We start from the raw sequence: 16,861 nt of genomic DNA, 5'->3' as shown, positions 1-16,861 counted from the left end.
CTAGATCGGGCAACCTCAAATCAAACCATTGGCTTTTAAGGTTCGAATTTGGCTAGGGGTGAACGCTGCTTGTTGTGTTGTTGTGAGCGTGGCATATTGGCTAGAACTCAGTCCACTTAACGCGCGAACCGATATTGACCTGATTTGTTCAGGTGACAGCGTTTGAAATTGTTCATCATGCATGCGTGAAACAAATGTCGCATTGATCAAAGCGACTTGTTTTACAGACATTGCAGAGATCACGGTCTGGTTGATCGCCTGAATCGCATCAGATCCCATCGCATTCAAAATATTGGCATTCAGTGTGTTGATAGTGCCAGCGGTGAGTGATTGTCCAAACTCAGAACCCAGATGCGCAACTTGAGACACGCCAAATGCATTAATTTGTGACGTATTGAGCGCAGAAAACTGCGTGTTCGACATTGAATCCAGCTGCTCTGCGGTCAAACCTTTCACGGCGTTGAGATTCAATTGACGGAGCTGCGCCCCAGAAAACGCATTGAGTTGATCGGTTGTGAATGCTGAAACCTGGGCACGACTGAGTTGATTGATGGTTTGTTGACTCAGCGATTGAACTTGTGTTGTTGTCAACGAGGCTATTTGCTCTTGCGAGAACAAACGACTTTGGGATTGGGTTAAATTTTTAACTACATCGTTACTCAGCGCTGCGATCACATGACCCGTTAATTCGCGAATTTGATGGTTTGCTAATCGATTGAACTGGCTGCTGCTGATCGTTGCAATTTGCTCATCCGTCATATGGTCGATTTGGCTGGCAGTGAGTGCTGTGATTTGACCGTTTGACAAGGCCTTGATGCCCGATGTTCCTAAAGCTACAACGTCATCGGTGCTTAAATTTCTTATTTGGTTACTTGATAAGGTTGCAATTTGCGTTGTTGTCAAAGCGGCGATTTGATCAGTCGTCAAGGCGTCTAAGTGCGCCTTGGTTAAGCCAGCCAGACTGTCGGTCCGAATAGCGGCTATTTGATCCGTCGTTAAATTCGCAATTTGTGTCGTGCTGAATTCAGTGATGTCGGCTTTGTTTAATCCTTGGATTTGTCCGGTTGTAAATGACTGGACAGTTTCAATGCTCAATGATTTGATTTGATAGGCGGTGAGATTTGCCACATCTTCTGCATCCAATGCCTGAATTTGCTCAGTTGACATGGCGGATAGTGCCACGGTACTGAGCGCTCTCACTTGTAATGCTGAAAGTGCTGAAACAAATTCAGTGGACAAACTACCGATTTGTTCCGTACTAATTTTCTCAACCTGCTTGGCAGTCAATGATTTGACTTGCGACGATGAAAATGCGTTTAGTTGATCCGCGAATAAATGAGCCATCTCATCGGTCGTGAGTGCCGTAATTTGTGGCTTGGTTAATACGCTGACATGCTCTGTGCTGATAGATCCAATGGTTGTGGTCGAGATGAGAGAGATTTGCTGGTTGCTGATGCCAGCAAAGACTTGGGGAGAAATTCGATTCCATTGCGCAAAGCTGATGGCTTTGATCTGTTTGCTAGTCATGGCGTTGAAATTTTCCGCCGTGAGTGCTTTGATTTGATCCGTCGAGAACCAAGGAATTTGCGTTGTTGTGAAGGCCTGTATTTGATCAGTGGTGAAATTGACTAATTCTCTGACCGGAATTTTTTGAATTTGAAGCGACGTGAAACTCTTGATGTTTTGGACGCAGTAAGGCCCCACCAGCGCAGGGTTAATTGGGCTTGGTGGTGTGTACGGGAATGGAGAACCGCTGGCAGGCTTAAGCAAGCTCATGGCAGTTGACTAGAAAAGAACATCACAGTCTTTGAATCGGCACGAACTTGGTAAAACTTGAGTCACCGCCTTCATGCAAAATAGATAGCTATGACAGAAGCCCTGTTCGTTTTGTATTTTTTGGTGCTGGCGGCCACGCTTGTCATCAAGACCCCGATCATTAGGGGCCCTTGGCTGTTCTTGCTGCGCGCGTTTTTCCCGAATTGGAAGTTCTTTCATGCGGTGGGCTATGTGCCTCACCTCTATGCGCGCTCGGCCGTGCAGCTGGCTTCGGGCGAGATGCAATGGTCAGATTGGGTTTTGATTTACCCACGGCGTCTGCGACGTTTGAGTCATCTCGTTCACAACCCCGACACCAACATTGGTCTAGGCCAACAAAACATGGTGGACCACTTTTGGGCCGACCTGCACGATTTGCCAGAAGGCGTCGATCCACGCGGACTGGTGAGCTACAAGATGATGCAGCGCCTGTGCGACCAAGTGCTGCGCGCCCGCGATGTGAACTTCACCCACCGCCAGTTTGAGCTGCGCATGGTCTTGGATGGCCGCACCGAGAACGTAGACACGCAAGTGATGATGACCTCGCCTGTGGAGGCTGCCGCATGTTGAGTGCCGCATTCATTCAAGCTTGGATAGAAGCGGGGGTGGAAGCGCCCATGCTCATGGCGATTCGCGCCACCGAGCTTGTGTTTGCTTGGAGCCTCACCATTCAAACGCTCGAATACTTGCGCATGGGCAAGTACACCGCCAACGATGCGTTTTGGTCTTGGCAGTTGCAGCGGGCTGATATTCCCAATGCGCCTATCCGTGCTGTGCTGGACGTGCTGTTCAAGCCTCACATGCATCAGTTGCATTTGGTGTTGCGCCTCTGTGCGGCTGCGGCGTTGGCAGTGCATGGTGCATCGTTGCCGTTAATTGGCTTTTTGTTTGTGGGCAACTTGCTCATCCTCATCCGTTGGCGCGGTGCGTTCAACGGTGGCAGCGATTTCTTAACGCTCGTGGTGCTCACAGGCTTGTTCATCTCGCAAGTGGTGGGTGCGTTTGGCAATGCAGAGCTGGGCTGGCAAGCAGGCTTTTGGTATATCGCCATTCAAGCCATCACCTCGTACTTCATGTCGGGGGCGGTGAAGCTGCTACGCCCTGAATGGCGCAATGGCTCGGCCATGACCATCTTTTTGAATGGGGCCATTTATGGGCCACTGTCTGCCACGCATCCGCTGCGCAATAAATGGTTAGCCATGCTGGGCTCGTGGGGCTTCATCGTGTGGGAAATTTTGTTTCCCTTCAGCTTGCTAGACCCGCGACTCGCCGCCGTGTTTTGCGCCGTGGCGGCGCTGTTTCACTTCTTGGTGTTTTGGTTCTTTGGCTTGAACCGATTCTTCTGGGCGTGGATGTGTGCGTTCCCCGCCATTATTTGGTGCAGCGCGCAGTTCAGTGCGCGCTTTGTTTAAACGACATCAGCCAGCGATTTAAGCCATTGCGGCTTCAATCGCATCCATCGCTTCGGTCAGTTCCAACCAACGCACTTCTAGCTCGGCCAGCTCGTCTTCCACTACTTTGAGGCGTTTGCCTGCTTCGGCAATCTCAGCAGGGGGCAGGGGCGTGGCGAGTTTGTCGTGCAGCACTGTCTTTTCTGCCTCTAACGTGGCCATGTTTTTTTCCACGCTATCAAACTCTTTTTTCAACGGACGTTTTTTCTCGTTGATCTCCTTGCGCAGCTGCGCGTCTTCTTTGCGTTGGTCACGCGAAGCAATAGGCGCAGCCGCCTTCGCTGCAGGCGCAGTAGCTTTCACCACGGGTGCTGCAGCTTGAACAACCGGAGCTGCCACATCTGCCACAGCCACCGCAGGTTTGAGTGCCGCTGCATTGGCCGCAGCCACTGCCTCCGCACGCAAGCGTTTGCCTTCTTCCAGTAGGTAGCGCTGATAGTCATCCAAGTCGCCGTCAAACGGCTCTACGCCACCGCGTGACACCATCCAGAACTCATCACACACAGCACGCAACAAAGCACGGTCATGGCTGACCAGCATCACGGTGCCTTCAAACTCATTCAGCGCCATGCTCAGCGCTTCGCGGGTGGCCAAGTCTAAGTGGTTGGTAGGCTCGTCCATCAGCAAGAGGTTGGGGCGTTGCCACACCAACATGCACAGCACCAAGCGGGCTTTTTCGCCACCGCTCATGCTGCCCACGGCTTGCTTGACCATGTCGCCGCCAAAGTTGAACTGGCCCAAAAAGCTGCGCAAGTCTTGCTCGCGTGTGGCTTGGCCTGCCAGCTTGCCGTCGGCCGTGAGCTTTTTGCACAAGTCAATCATGTGCTGCAGCGGGTTGTCTGCGGGGTGCAGCACGTCGAGTTCTTGCTGCGCAAAGTAGCCGATATTCAGGCCCTTGCCTTCGGTCATGTCGCCGCCAATAGCTTGCAAATCACGCGCAATGGTTTTTACCAGCGTGGATTTACCTTGGCCGTTGGCACCCAAGATGCCAATGCGCTGACCCGCCAACACCGAGCGGCTGACGTTTTGCACGATGACGGTGGGTGGCGTGCCCGCAGGCGCGTCGGCAGGGGCAGGGTAGCCCACGCTCACGCCTTGCATGCTCAGCATGGGGTTGGGTAAGTTGGCAGGTTCTTTGAACTCGAAGCTGAAGTCGGCATCGGCCAACAACGGCGCAATCTTTTCCATGCGGTCCAAAGCCTTGACGCGGCTTTGTGCTTGCTTGGCTTTGCTGGCCTTGGCCTTGAAGCGCGCAATGAACTTTTGCAAATGCGCAATCTTGTCTTGCTGTTTGGCAAACGCGTTTTGTTGCAGCTCCATTTGCTCGGCGCGCATGTCTTCAAACTTGCTGTAGTTGCCGCCGTAGCGCACCAGCTTGCCTGCGTCGATGTGCAGGGTGACGTTGGTCACCGCATCCAAAAATTCGCGGTCATGGCTGATGACCACCATCGTGCCTTCGTAGCGCTTGAGCCAAGCTTCGAGCCATACCAAGGCGTCCAAGTCCAAGTGGTTGGTAGGCTCATCCAGTAGCAACAAATCAGACGGGCACATCAGCGCACGCGCCAATTGCAAGCGCATGCGCCAACCACCGGAGAAGCTGTTCACAGGGTTGTCGAGCTCGGTGGTTTTAAAGCCAAGGCCCAAGATGAGCGCTTGTGCGCGTGACTGCGCATCATGCTCGCCCGCGTCGTACAGCGCCATGTAGGCGTTGCCCAAACGCTCGCCGTCTTCGGTGGCTTCAGCGGCTTTGACTTCGGCGCGTGCGTCATTCAGCACGGTGTCGCCTTCGATCACGAACTCGGTGGCGCTTTGTTCGGTCTCTGGCATGTCTTGGGCCACTTGGCCCATGCGCCATTGCGTAGGGATGTAGAACTCGCCCGAGTCTTCTTGCAAGTTGCCGTTGAGCAAAGCAAACAGCGATGATTTGCCCGCGCCGTTGCGGCCCACCAAGCCTACTTTTTCACCGGGGTTCAAGGTGACAGTGGCGCCTTCGAGTAACACCTTGGCGCTGCGGCGCAAGGTGACATTTTTAATCGTGATCATTTTTTATTTGCGCCTTCGACAATAGCTTGGCGTGTGAGGAGTAAGACCTGGTCGTCACCAGCACTGGTCGATAGCCACACGACATCTAAATTAGGAAAGGCTGCTTCAAAGTAATCGCGTTCGTGGCCAATTTCTAAAACCAAAACCGCGTGCTCGCTCATGTGTGCTGGGGCGTCGCGCAGCATTTGGCGAATAAAGTCCATGCCGTCGTCGCCACCGGCCAAAGCGAGCGCGGGCTCGGCTTTGAATTCGGCAGGCAACTCGGACATGCTTTGTGCATTCACATAAGGTGGATTGCACAAGATGAGGTCAAACACACCATCGGCTTGGGCCAAGCCATCCGATTCGGCCAGCGTCATGCGGCCTTCAAGCCCGTGACGCTCGATGTTGATGTGGGCCACAGCCAAAGCATCTTTGGACAAGTCAAGCCCAAGCACCGTGATGTCTGGAAAAGCCAGCGCAGCCAAGATACCCAGGCTGCCGTTGCCCGTGCACAGGTCGAGCACGCGTGTGGTGTTGGGGTCGAGCCAAGGGTCAATACTGCCTTCGGCCAAGACTTCGGCAATGAGCGAACGCGGCACGATGGCGCGCTCGTCGATGTAGAACGACACGCCCTGCAACCACGCCTCTTGCGTGAGGTAAGCCGCAGGCTTGCGACTGGCGATGCGGTGCTCAATGAAGGCTTGTACGCTGGCCACTTGGGTGGCGGGCAGTTCGAGGTTGTGCACTTCATCTGACACATCGGTGTCGAGTGGCAAACCCAGCTTCCACAGTACCAGCCATGCGGCTTCGTCGGCGGCGTTGGTGGTGCCGTGGCCGAAACTCAACTTGCCTGCAGTGTGGGCAGCGTCAAGCTGCTGCGCGCTCTGTGCAATGAGCGCGCTGAGTGTGAGAGATGGATTCATTGTGCGGACGTGTTGGCCTGTGAGGCCAAGCCGTGCAGCTGTTCCAGCACACGGCGGTAAATGTTTTTCAGGGGATCCAAATCAGCCACGGCCACAAACTCGTTGATTTTGTGGATGGTGGCATTGGGTGGGCCTAGCTCAATGACTTGTGGGCAGACTTGCGCAATGAAGCGCCCGTCGCTGGTGCCGCCGGTGGTGGACAGCTCGGTGTCAATGCCGGTTTCGTCGTGGATGGCGCGTTGCACGGCACCGACCAAATCCCCAGGTGTGGTGAGGAAGGGCAGGCCACCGATGGTCCATTTGAGGTCGAACTCTAAGCTGTGCTTGTGCAGCACAGCAGTGAGGCGCTGTTGCAGTTGCTCGGGCGTGGATTCGGTGCAGAAGCGGAAATTGAAATCGACCACGCATTCACCAGGAATCACGTTGCTCGCACCTGTGCCAGCGTGGATGTTGCTCACTTGCCAGCTGGTGGGCGGGAAGAAGTCGTTCCCTTTGTCCCACTCAATCGCCACCAAGTCGGCCAACGCGGGGGCAAACAAGTGGATGGGGTTTTTGGCGAGTTGTGGATAGGCGATGTGGCCTTGCACGCCTTTGACGGTGAGCTTGCCGCTCATCGTGCCGCGTCGGCCGTTTTTGATCATGTCGCCGGTGCGTTCCACCGAGGTTGGTTCGCCCACGATGCACCAGTCAAGCTTTTCGCCGCGTGCTTTCAAGGCTTCGCACACTTTGACGGTGCCATCAAGTGCGGGGCCTTCTTCGTCGCTGGTGAGCAAGAAGGCGATGTTGATGTTGGCATCCGCTTGAGCGGCAGCAAATTCTTCACAGGCCACCACCATCGCTGCCAACGACGCTTTCATGTCGCTGGCACCACGGCCAAACAATTTGCCGTCGCGGTGGGTGGGGGTGAAGGGGTCGCTGGTCCATTGGTCGATGGGGCCAGTGGGCACCACATCGGTATGGCCTGCGAACACCAGTGTTTTGGCTCCTGCCTGAGCACTGCGCTTGACAGCCCACAGGTTGCTCACGCGAAATGTGTCTGGCCCGCTGTCGATGCGTTCGCACTCAAAACCCAAAGGCGCAATCCTTGCGGTGATGATGTCCAAACAGCCCGCGTCCTCGGGTGTGACCGAAGGGCGCGAGATGAGTTGCTCTGTGAGCTGGAGTGTGCGAGACATCGATATGACCTGTGCGAAAAATTAGTCGCGCAGCAAGTCGTTGATGCTGGTCTTCGAGCGGGTTTGTGCGTCCACGCGTTTGACCACGATGGCAGCGTACATGCTGTAAGGCGCGCCGTTGGCCGCGACTTTAGGAATGTTGCCTGCCACCACCACAGAGCCAGAGGCCACGCGGCCGTAGCTGATTTCGCCTGTGGCGCGGTCGAAGATGGGGGTCGATTGACCGATGAACACGCCCATGCCGAGCACGGAGTTTTCTTCGATGATGACGCCTTCCACCACTTCAGAGCGAGCGCCGATGAAGCAGTTGTCTTCAATGATGGTGGGGTTGGCTTGCAATGGCTCCAACACGCCGCCAATGCCCACGCCGCCAGACAAGTGCACGTTCTTACCGATTTGTGCGCATGAACCCACGGTGGCCCATGTGTCCACCATGGTGCCGCTGTCTACATAGGCGCCAATGTTCACGTAAGAGGGCATCAAAATCGCACCAGAAGCCACAAAGCTACCGCGACGTGCCACAGCTGGTGGCACCACGCGCACGCCAGCGGCTTTCATTTCTTCTTCGCTCAGGTGGGCAAACTTGGTGTCCACTTTGTCGTAAAAGGCCAAGTCGCCAGATTTCATGACGCGGTTGTCGTTCAAACGGAAAGACAACAACACCGCTTTCTTCAGCCATTGGTGCACGGTCCATTGGCCCACGCCTTCACGGGTGGCCACGCGCAAGCGGCCAGCGTTCAATTCGGCAATGACGTGATTCACGGCATCGCGCACTTCTTTGGATGCATCGGTCGCGCTGATGTTGGCGCGGTTGTCCCAAGCGTTGTCGATGACGTGTTGGAGTTGGTGTTGAGTCATGGTTGTCTTCTCTACGTTGAAATAAATTAAGAATGGTTTTTTTGAATGAACGCCACGATACGTTGCGCGGCTTCTAAGCATTCGGCGGTTTCAGCCACCAAAGCCATGCGAATTCGACCGGCGCCGGGGTTAAAACCTTGGGCATCTCTGGCCAAGTAGCTACCCGGCAGCACCGTCACATTGTATTGAGCCAGCAAGTCGCGGGCGAAGGCCACATCATCCCCACCAGGAACCGCAGCCCACAGGTAAAAACCAGCATCAGGCAAGCGCACATCCATCACCGCTTCGAGCAGTGGGGTGACGGCCGCAAACTTTTGGCGGTATTGCTCGCGGTTGGCCACCACGTGGGCTTCGTCGTCCCACGCAGCAATGCTGGCGGCTTGCACCATGCCGCTCATGGCTGAGCCGTGGTAGGTGCGGTACAGCAAAAACTGTTTGAGGATGTTGGCGTCGCCCGCCACAAAACCACTGCGCATGCCCGGCACATTGCTGCGCTTGGACAAGCTGGTGAAGGCAACCAAGTTTTTAAAGTCGGCACGGCCCAGTTTGGCAGCTGCTTCAAGGCCGCCCAAAGGCGCTTCTTCGCGGAAATAGATTTCGCTGTAGCACTCGTCGCTGGCAATCACAAAACCGTATTTGTCACTCAGGGAAAACAGCTTTTCCCAGTCGCTCAGTGGCATCACAGCGCCCGTGGGGTTGCCGGGTGAGCACACAAACAACAGCTGCGTTTTTGCCCATACGTCGGCAGGCACGCTGTCCCAATTGACGTTGAAATTCAGCGCAGGGTCGCTGGGTGCGTAATAGGTTTGGGCACCGGCTAACAGCGCAGCGCCTTCGTAGATTTGATAAAACGGGTTGGGGCAAACCACCACTGCATCACGCGTTGGGTCAATCACCGTTTGGGCAAAGGCAAACAAGGCCTCGCGTGAGCCGTTGACGGGCAGCACTTGCGTGGCGGCGTCGAGCTTCAAGCTATAGCGGCGTTGCATCCAGTTCACACACGACTCGCGCAATGCAGGCAAACCAGCGGTGGCTGGGTACGCAGCCAAATGGGCGGTGGCTTTGGTCAAAGCATCCAACACCAACTGTGGCGTGGCATGACGCGGTTCGCCAATGCCTAGGCTGATGGGCGCATACGCGGGGTTGGGTGTGACGGTGGAGAAAAGTTGTTTCAGCCGCTCAAAAGGATAGGGCTGTAGACTCGAAAGAAGGGGGTTCATGGCTGATATTATCCCTGCGCTTGCTCCTCAAATTAAACGCTATGTCTACATCACCCTTGCTTGACCTCTCCCGTGCCAAAGAATTCGCTTTCGAGGCCGACCAATTGCGCGAGCTGGTGGTGACGTTTGAGCAGAGCTTGACCCAAGAAATGGCCATCATCCAAGCGGGTTTGGCATCTGGCGAAGCCTTGAAGGTAGAGCACTCTTTGCACGCCTTGAAAGGCTTCATGCCTTTGTTTGCCACCGAGTCTTTGGCCCAAGCTATGACCGACCTGTACCAAACCAGCCGCGAGAAGCCGCTGGACGTGACAGGCCCCATCTTTACTGCATTAGTACCTAGTTTGGAGACCTTGCTGGTCGAAGTTCGCGCGTGCCTCAGCGCTTTATGATTCAGGCTGTGTCTAGAGAGGCTTTTCAGTGCGTCTGAATTCAATCAAGTTATCGGGTTTCAAGTCCTTCGCGGAACCCACCAATTTCTTATTGCCCGGCCAATTGGTCGGCGTGGTAGGCCCCAACGGTTGCGGCAAATCCAACATCATGGATGCTGTGCGCTGGGTGCTGGGCGAGTCCAAAGCCTCCGAGTTGCGTGGCGAGTCCATGCAAGACGTGATTTTCAATGGCACCACCACCCGTAAAGCGGCCAGCCGCTCCAGCGTGGAGCTGGTGTTTGACAACGCCGACCACCGTGCAGGCGGCCAGTGGAGCCAGTTCCCAGAAATCGCGGTCAAGCGTGTGCTGACGCGTGATGGCGGCTCTAGCTACTACATCAACAACCAACCCGTGCGTCGCCGTGACGTGCAAGACGTGTTCTTGGGCACAGGCCTCGGGCCCCGCGCCTACGCCATCATTGGCCAAGGCACGATCAGCCGCATCATTGAATCCAAGCCCGAAGAACTTCGTTTGTTCTTGGAAGAGGCTGCCGGTGTTTCTAAGTACAAAGAGCGCCGACGCGAAACCGAAAACCGCCTGAGCGACACACGCGAAAACTTGACCCGCGTGGAAGACATCTTGCGCGAGTTGAACGCCAACTTAGAGAAGCTCGAAAAGCAAGCCGAAGTGGCTCAGCGCTACCACGCACTCAACGCCGATGTGACGCTGAAGCAACATCAGCTGTGGTTCTTGCGTCGCGCCGAGGCCGAAGCTGACCAAGTGGGCATCAAAACCCAAGCTGACAAAGCGGTAAACGACCTTGAGTCGCGCATTGCTGATTTGCGCCACATCGAAGCCGACCTAGAAACCGTTCGCCAAGCCCACTATGCAGCTGGCGATCAAGTGAACCAAGCACAAGGCGCGTTGTACGAAGCCAGCGCCGAAGTGGGCCGCTTAGAAGCCGAGATTCGCTTTGTGGTGGAAGGCCGCCAACGCGCCGAAGCACGCCTGATTCAAATCAAAGAACAAACCGCGCATTGGGCAGCCCAGAGCGAACAAGCGCAGCAAGAGATTGAAAACCTGGCCTCCATGGCCATGGACGGCGAAGAAAAAGCCGTCATGCTCGCCGCACAAGTGGAAGAGCAAGCCATGCAACTGCCCGAGTTGGAAGAAGCCTTGCGCGTCGCCCAACAGCGCAGCAACGAGCAACGCGGCAGCGTGGCCCAAGTGCAGCAGCAAATTCAGGTGTTGGCAGCAGACCAGCGCAACATCGAAGAGCAAAGCCGCAACCTCAACGCTCGCCAAGAGCGACTGAGCGCTGACAAAAATGCCTTGGCTGCACCCGATGAAGTGCGCCTGAACAACCTCAAAGAGCAGCTGCAAGAAGCGCAAGCCCACGCTGAAGTGACGGCGGCTCAGCTGGAAGAATTGCAAGCCAATGTGCCTGTGCTCGACGAAGCACGTCGCACAGCGCAACAAGCGGTGAACGACGAACAAGCTAAGCAAGCAGATTTGTCGGCTCGTTTGGAAGCCCTCAAAGCCTTGCAAGAAAAAGTGCAGACCGACGACAAGCTCAAGCCTTGGTTGGCCAAGCACGGCTTGGATGGTTTGCAAGCTTTGTGGAGCCGCATCCATATCGAAGCCGGTTGGGAAAACGCACTCGAAGCTGCTTTGCGTGAACGCATGGCTTCACTGGAAGTGTCTCGGTTAGACATCGTGCGCGCCTTCCAAACGGATGTGCCGCCTACCAAGTTGGCTTTCTACACCGCACCTAGTGCCGCAGCGCCCGACGCGCAAAGTGCGTTGCCACGTTTGTCTGACCTGTTGCGCCTGAACGATGCAGGCCAAAAAGCCCTGCTGACCGACTGGCTCAACGGCTGCTTCACAGCACCTAACCTCGACGAAGCCTTGGCCAAGCGCAGCAGTTTGCAGCCCGGCCAAGTGATTTATGTGCCAAGCGGCCACGCCATCAGCGCACACAGCGTGAGCTTTTACGCGCAAGACAACGAGCAGTCTGGCTTGTTGGCCCGTGCCCAAGAAATTGAAAACCTCGACAAGAGCAGCAAGGCGCAAATCTTCATCGCCGATGAAGCCCGCAACACCTTGGTGCGTGCTGAGGCCGCATACAGCGAGTCTTCCCAGCGCTTGGTCAGCATCCGTGCTGAAGCCACGGCTGCACAAGCCACAGCGCACGAGCTACAAGTTGAAACCTTGCGCCTGAGCCAATTGGCTGAGCAAACACGCGCACGCAGCGAACAAATCAGTGGTGATTTGTCAGAGGTCGAAGCCCAACTGGCCGACCTGCAAGAACGCCGCGCCACCGCAGAAGCACGCTTTGAAGAGCTGGACATGCAATTGGCCGACAGCCAAGAGCGCCATGCTCAGTTGGACGAAGCGGTGATCAACTCTGAGCGCCGCCTCAACGACAGCCGCGAGCAACAACGCAGCTTGGAGCGCCAAGCCCAAGAAGCCCAGTTTGCCCAACGCAGCTTGGCCACACGCGAAGCCGAACTCAAACGCATCATCGACACCGCCACGCAACAAGCCGCTTCGGTGTCGAGCGAAGAAGCACGTGTGCAAGAAGACCTCACACGTTTGACCGATGCCGCCGCGCAAGCCGGCTTACAAAACGCGTTGAATATCAAGATGGAGCGCGAAGCCGCCTTGGCCGCCAAGCGCAGCGAGTACGACGACCTCACCACCAAACTGCGTGCGAGCGACGAACGCCGCTTGCAACTGGAGCGTGAGCTGGAGCCCTTGCGCCAACGCATCACTGACTTCCAACTCAAAGAGCAAGCGGCTCGACTGGGCTTGGAGCAATACAGCCAATTGCTGGCCGACGCCGAGGCCGACCTCGAAGCCGTGTCAGTCTCCATCCTCGCCAACAACGTGCGCTTGGGTGGTTTGCAAGGCGAGATCGACCGCTTGCACCGCGAAATCACCGCTTTGGGCGCTGTGAACTTAGCCGCTTTGGAAGAGCTGGCCAGTGCCAGCGAACGCAAGCTGTTCTTGGACGCGCAAACCAAAGACTTGACCGACGCGATGAACACGCTGGAAGACGCCATTCGCAAGATTGACGGCGAAACCCGCGAGCTCTTGGGCGGCACGTTCAAGATCGTCAACGAACACTTTGGCCGCATGTTCCCCGAGCTCTTCGGTGGCGGCAATGCCAAACTAGTGATGACAGGCGACGAAATTTTGGATGCTGGCGTGCAAGTGCTGGCCCAGCCGCCTGGCAAGAAAAACCAAACCATCCATTTGCTCTCAGGCGGCGAAAAAGCGCTGACTGCGATTGCTTTGGTGTTTGCGATCTTCCAACTCAACCCAGCGCCTTTCTGTTTGCTGGACGAGGTGGACGCGCCACTCGACGACGCCAACACCGAGCGTTATGCCAAGCTGGTGTCGAGCATGTCCAAAGAAACCCAATTCCTTTTTATCTCGCACAACAAGATCGCCATGGAAATGGCCGAGCAACTCATTGGCGTGACCATGCAAGAACAAGGCGTTTCACGTATCGTGGCCGTGGACATGGAATCTGCTGTGTCTATGGTGGATGCTTGATAGCAAAATAAGAACATGAGTACTCTTCAAATTGGTTTAGCAATTGCAGGTGGCGTGGTCCTCGCGGGTGTGGTGGCACACAGCACATGGACGTCGCGCAAAAACAAACCACGCCAGGCTGAACCTCTGCCGCAGGAAACAACTGTTGAACCTGGCGTTTATCAGCCTAATTTCGGCCAACAGCAAGAGCCATCGTTTGATTCGGCACCTGTGAGCTATGACGTTCATCACGAACCTGAAGTGATGGCGCAAGTCGCCACGCCAGCGTTCCAAACTACAGGCAGCCTTGACCCCGTGAGCGACATGGCGCGCAGCATGATGGAAGAGGCCACCGCCCACGCCCAGCGTGTACCGGATGAAGCTGAGTTGGCCCGTATTGCAGAAAGCAAAGCCGCAGCCGCCAAAGTTGCAGAAGAGCGTGCCAAACAACTAGCAGCGCAAGCGCCTGTCATGAAGCCCGTTGTGGCTGAAGTGATGGAGTCTGCTGCATCTGACTTACCTCAACCAGAAAAACGTCCAGCATTGGATGCTCTGATTGACGTGATTGCCGCTGTTGAAATTGACCACCCCGTCTCTGGCGATGCCGCTTTGCAGGCCATGCCTGCCACACGTCGTGTGGGTAGCAAGTTGTTCAGCTTGGAAGGTCTTAATGCAGACACCGGTTTGTGGGAGCAACCTCGCAACGGTTTGCGTTACAGCGCTTTCCAATCGGGCGTGCAGTTGGCCAACCGCACTGGCCCTTTGAACGAAATCGAGTTCTCTGAGTTCGTCACCAAAACACAAAACTTTGCCGATGCCATCAACGGTGCGCCCGAATTTCCTGACATGTTGGAAGCCGTGGCCCGCGCTCGTGAGCTCGACAACTTTGCCAGTGCCCACGACGCGCAACTGAGCTTCACCCTCAAAGCTACCAAGGCCGCATGGAGCCCCGGCTATGTGCATCAAAACGCTGCACGTTTGGGCTTCATCGCTGGTGTCTTGCCAGGCCGAATGGTCGTGCCTGCACCCGTGCATGGCTTGCCCGCCATCTTGGGTTTGACCTTTGACTCGCAAGCCGCGATGTCGGAAGACCCCACGCAATCGGCCATTTACGAACTCACCTTGTCGCTCGACGTGCCACAGGTGGACCGCAAAGAAGAGCCGTACGCCCGCATGATTCAAACCGCCTACGAACTGGCGCGTGTGATGGACGGTGCAATCTCTGATGACAACGGCCAACCCTTGTCTGAGACCGCCATCGGCGCGATTGCCCGCGACTTGCTGGCGTTGTATGACACGCTCGATGCGCGTGACTTGTCGGCAGGCTCGCCGCAAGCGCGCCGCTTGTTCAGCTAATTTCAAGGTCACGCAGCATGAGCACCGCTGACTTATTTAGCGGCTCTGCCGCTGAGTCCAATGAAGGCAACGACGTTGCCTCCCGAGCCGCCGACCTGCGCGAACAACTTCACCACCACGGCCACCAGTACTATGTGCTGGACGCGCCCACCATCACTGACGCTGAATACGACACCTTGTTCAAAGAGCTGCAAGCGTTAGAAGCGGCACACCCTGAACTCCTCACGTCAGACTCTCCCACGCAACGTGTGGGCGGTAAGCCGCTCGATAGCTTTGCCAGCGTCAAACACGTGGTGCCCATGCTCAGCATCCGCACAGAGACCGACACCGAAGCCAGCGGCGCAGAAGCCTTTGACACACGCATCCGAAAAGAACTAGCCTTGTCCGAAGCCGACCCGTTGGTTGACTATGTGGCCGAGCTGAAGTTTGATGGCCTCGCCATGAGTCTGCGTTATGAGAACGGCGTGTTGGTGCAAGCCGCCACACGCGGTGATGGCGAAATGGGTGAGGAGGTGACACAAAACATCCGCACCATTGGCCAAATCCCTTTGCGCTTGCCCAGCGACGCACCCAAGGTGCTGGAAGTGCGCGGCGAGGTCTACATGGCCCGTGGCGACTTTGAAGCCTTGAACGAACGCCAACGTGCCCGCATTGCTGCAGGCGAGAAGGGCGAAAAGAGCTTTGTGAACCCACGCAACGCAGCAGCGGGTGCTGTGCGTCAGCTTGATCCCACCATTGCCGCACAACGCCCCTTGAGCTTCTTTGCGTATGGCTTGGGCGACATCACGCCTGTGGAAGATTGCGGGCCATCCTTCAACACGCATTTCGATTTGTTGATGACGCTCAAAAAATGGGGCTTCCCCGTGGCAGAGCAAACCGCGTGTGTGCAAGGCGCAGCGGGCTTGGTTGACTTTCACCAACGCATGGGCCAAGCGCGTGATGCGCTCCCTTTTGACATTGACGGCGTGGTCTACAAGGTCAACAGTTTGGCCGCGCAGCGTCAGTTGGGGTTTGTGACCCGAGAACCCCGTTGGGCCGTGGCGCACAAATACCCCGCGCAAGAACAACTCACCACTGTGCAAGCCATCGAGGTGCAAGTGGGCCGCACGGGCAAGCTCACTCCCGTGGCCAAACTCGCGCCCGTGTTTGTGGGCGGCGTGACTGTGACCAACGCCACGCTGCACAACGAAGACGAAGCCCGCCGCAAAGACGTGCGGGTGGGTGACACCGTGGTGGTGCGCCGTGCAGGCGATGTGATTCCCGAAGTGGTGTCTGTCGTTTTAGAAAAACGCCTGCAAGACGCACAGATCTTCACCATGCAGCATCAATGCCCTGTGTGCGGCAGCCCGGCTGTGCGTGAAGAAGGTGAGGCCGATTACCGTTGCACAGGCGGCTTGTTTTGCAGCGCACAGCGCAAGCAAGCCATCCTGCACTTTGCACATCGACGCGCAGTGGAGATTGAAGACTTGGGCGACAAACTGGTGGAGCAACTGGTGGACGCAGGCGTTGTCAAAACACTGCCAGACCTTTACCGCATGGGCTTTACCGCCTTGGTCACGCTAGAGCGCATGGCTGAAAAATCGGCCAACAACGTGCTGGCCAGCATTGAGAAATCCAAACAAACCACGTTGCCACGTTTCTTGTTTGGCCTAGGTATTCGTCATGTGGGCGAGGCCACGGCCAAAGAGCTGGCACGTCACTTCGGCAAGATGGACGCCATCATGGACGCTACCGTCGATCAACTGCTGCAAGTGGCCGACGTTGGCCCCATCGTCGCACTTAGCCTACGCACTTTCTTTGACCAGCCGCACAACCGCGAAGTGGTGGAGCAGCTGCGTGCTTGCGGTGTGACATGGACCGAGGGCGAACCCACAGCGGGCGCGAGCTTGCCGCTCGCAGGCCAAACCTTTGTGCTGACTGGCACACTACCCACACTCAGTCGCGATCAAGCCAAAGACATGCTCGAAGCCCTAGGCGCCAAAGTGGCAGGCAGTGTGAGCAAGAAGACCCATTGCGTGGTAGCCGGTGAAGAAGCAGGCAGCAAGCTCGACAAAGCACAAGAGTTGGGCATCAAGGTGCTGGACGAAGCTGGCTTGTTGGCCTTGGTGGCTGAACACGCGACCGAATAA

The 16,861-nt window shown here is 56.2% G+C and carries 12 protein-coding genes; 6 read left to right on the top strand and 6 right to left on the bottom strand.

Annotation, left to right across the window (positions count from 1 at the left end; genetic code table 11):
* Window positions 1-15: 15 nt before the first annotated feature.
* Window positions 16-1,776 (bottom strand): hypothetical protein, encoded by a 1,761-nt coding sequence (locus tag B9Z35_RS05875; protein ID WP_108282675.1) that lies wholly within the window; start codon window positions 1,774-1,776, stop codon window positions 16-18.
* Window positions 1,777-1,866: 90 nt separating this feature from the next.
* Here B9Z35_RS05875 and B9Z35_RS05870 point away from each other — a divergent pair, with 90 nt between their 5' ends.
* Window positions 1,867-2,385 (top strand): hypothetical protein, encoded by a 519-nt coding sequence (locus tag B9Z35_RS05870; RefSeq protein WP_108282674.1) that lies wholly within the window; start codon window positions 1,867-1,869, stop codon window positions 2,383-2,385.
* Complete coding sequence (locus B9Z35_RS05865) at window positions 2,379-3,227, top strand: hypothetical protein (RefSeq protein ID WP_233246479.1); 849 nt, start codon at window positions 2,379-2,381, stop codon at window positions 3,225-3,227. The genes B9Z35_RS05870 and B9Z35_RS05865 overlap by 7 nt, the downstream gene beginning before the upstream one ends.
* A gap of 18 nt (window positions 3,228-3,245) precedes the next feature.
* Here B9Z35_RS05865 and B9Z35_RS05860 read toward each other — a convergent pair whose 3' ends face one another.
* From B9Z35_RS05860 to dapC, 5 genes are read right to left on the bottom strand one after another with little or no spacing between them, the layout of a single operon-like run.
* Entirely contained in the window at window positions 3,246-5,309 is a 2,064-nt protein-coding gene (locus B9Z35_RS05860; protein ID WP_108282673.1) for an ABC-F family ATP-binding cassette domain-containing protein, read from the bottom strand.
* Complete coding sequence (prmB, locus tag B9Z35_RS05855; protein WP_108282672.1) at window positions 5,306-6,214, bottom strand: 50S ribosomal protein L3 N(5)-glutamine methyltransferase; 909 nt, start codon at window positions 6,212-6,214, stop codon at window positions 5,306-5,308. The genes B9Z35_RS05860 and prmB overlap by 4 nt, the downstream gene beginning before the upstream one ends.
* Window positions 6,211-7,389 carry a succinyl-diaminopimelate desuccinylase gene (gene dapE, locus B9Z35_RS05850; RefSeq protein ID WP_108282671.1) on the bottom strand — a complete coding sequence of 393 codons (1,179 nt, stop codon included), beginning with the start codon at window positions 7,387-7,389 and terminating at the stop codon, window positions 6,211-6,213. Before dapE ends, prmB begins: the two co-directional genes overlap by 4 nt.
* Window positions 7,390-7,410: 21 nt before the next feature.
* Window positions 7,411-8,247, bottom strand: coding sequence for a 2,3,4,5-tetrahydropyridine-2,6-dicarboxylate N-succinyltransferase (dapD, locus tag B9Z35_RS05845; RefSeq protein ID WP_108282670.1), 837 nt, complete (start codon window positions 8,245-8,247; stop codon window positions 7,411-7,413).
* Between the two features lie 26 nt (window positions 8,248-8,273).
* Complete coding sequence (dapC, locus tag B9Z35_RS05840; RefSeq protein WP_108282669.1) at window positions 8,274-9,467, bottom strand: succinyldiaminopimelate transaminase; 1,194 nt, start codon at window positions 9,465-9,467, stop codon at window positions 8,274-8,276.
* Window positions 9,468-9,508: 41 nt separating this feature from the next.
* Here dapC and B9Z35_RS05835 point away from each other — a divergent pair, with 41 nt between their 5' ends.
* The 4 genes from B9Z35_RS05835 to ligA are packed head-to-tail and all read left to right on the top strand — an operon-like array spanning window position 9,509 to window position 16,861.
* Window positions 9,509-9,856 (top strand): hypothetical protein, encoded by a 348-nt coding sequence (locus B9Z35_RS05835; protein WP_108282668.1) that lies wholly within the window; start codon window positions 9,509-9,511, stop codon window positions 9,854-9,856.
* A gap of 28 nt (window positions 9,857-9,884) precedes the next feature.
* Window positions 9,885-13,397, top strand: a complete 3,513-nt coding sequence (gene smc / locus B9Z35_RS05830; protein ID WP_108282667.1) for a chromosome segregation protein SMC — start codon at window positions 9,885-9,887, stop codon at window positions 13,395-13,397.
* A gap of 15 nt (window positions 13,398-13,412) precedes the next feature.
* Window positions 13,413-14,732, top strand: coding sequence for a cell division protein ZipA C-terminal FtsZ-binding domain-containing protein (locus tag B9Z35_RS05820; RefSeq protein WP_233246478.1), 1,320 nt, complete (start codon window positions 13,413-13,415; stop codon window positions 14,730-14,732).
* A 17-nt stretch (window positions 14,733-14,749) separates the two neighbouring features.
* On the top strand, window positions 14,750-16,861 hold the full coding sequence (ligA, locus tag B9Z35_RS05815) for an NAD-dependent DNA ligase LigA (RefSeq protein WP_108282666.1): 2,112 nt from the start codon (window positions 14,750-14,752) through the stop codon (window positions 16,859-16,861).

Origin of the sequence: Limnohabitans sp. Jir61 (assembly GCF_003063545.1) — a bacterium.
Classification (GTDB): Bacteria; Pseudomonadota; Gammaproteobacteria; order Burkholderiales; family Burkholderiaceae_C; genus Limnohabitans.
Note: the sequence above shows the minus strand (reverse complement) of the source record. Positions and strands in the feature narration are given on the sequence as shown.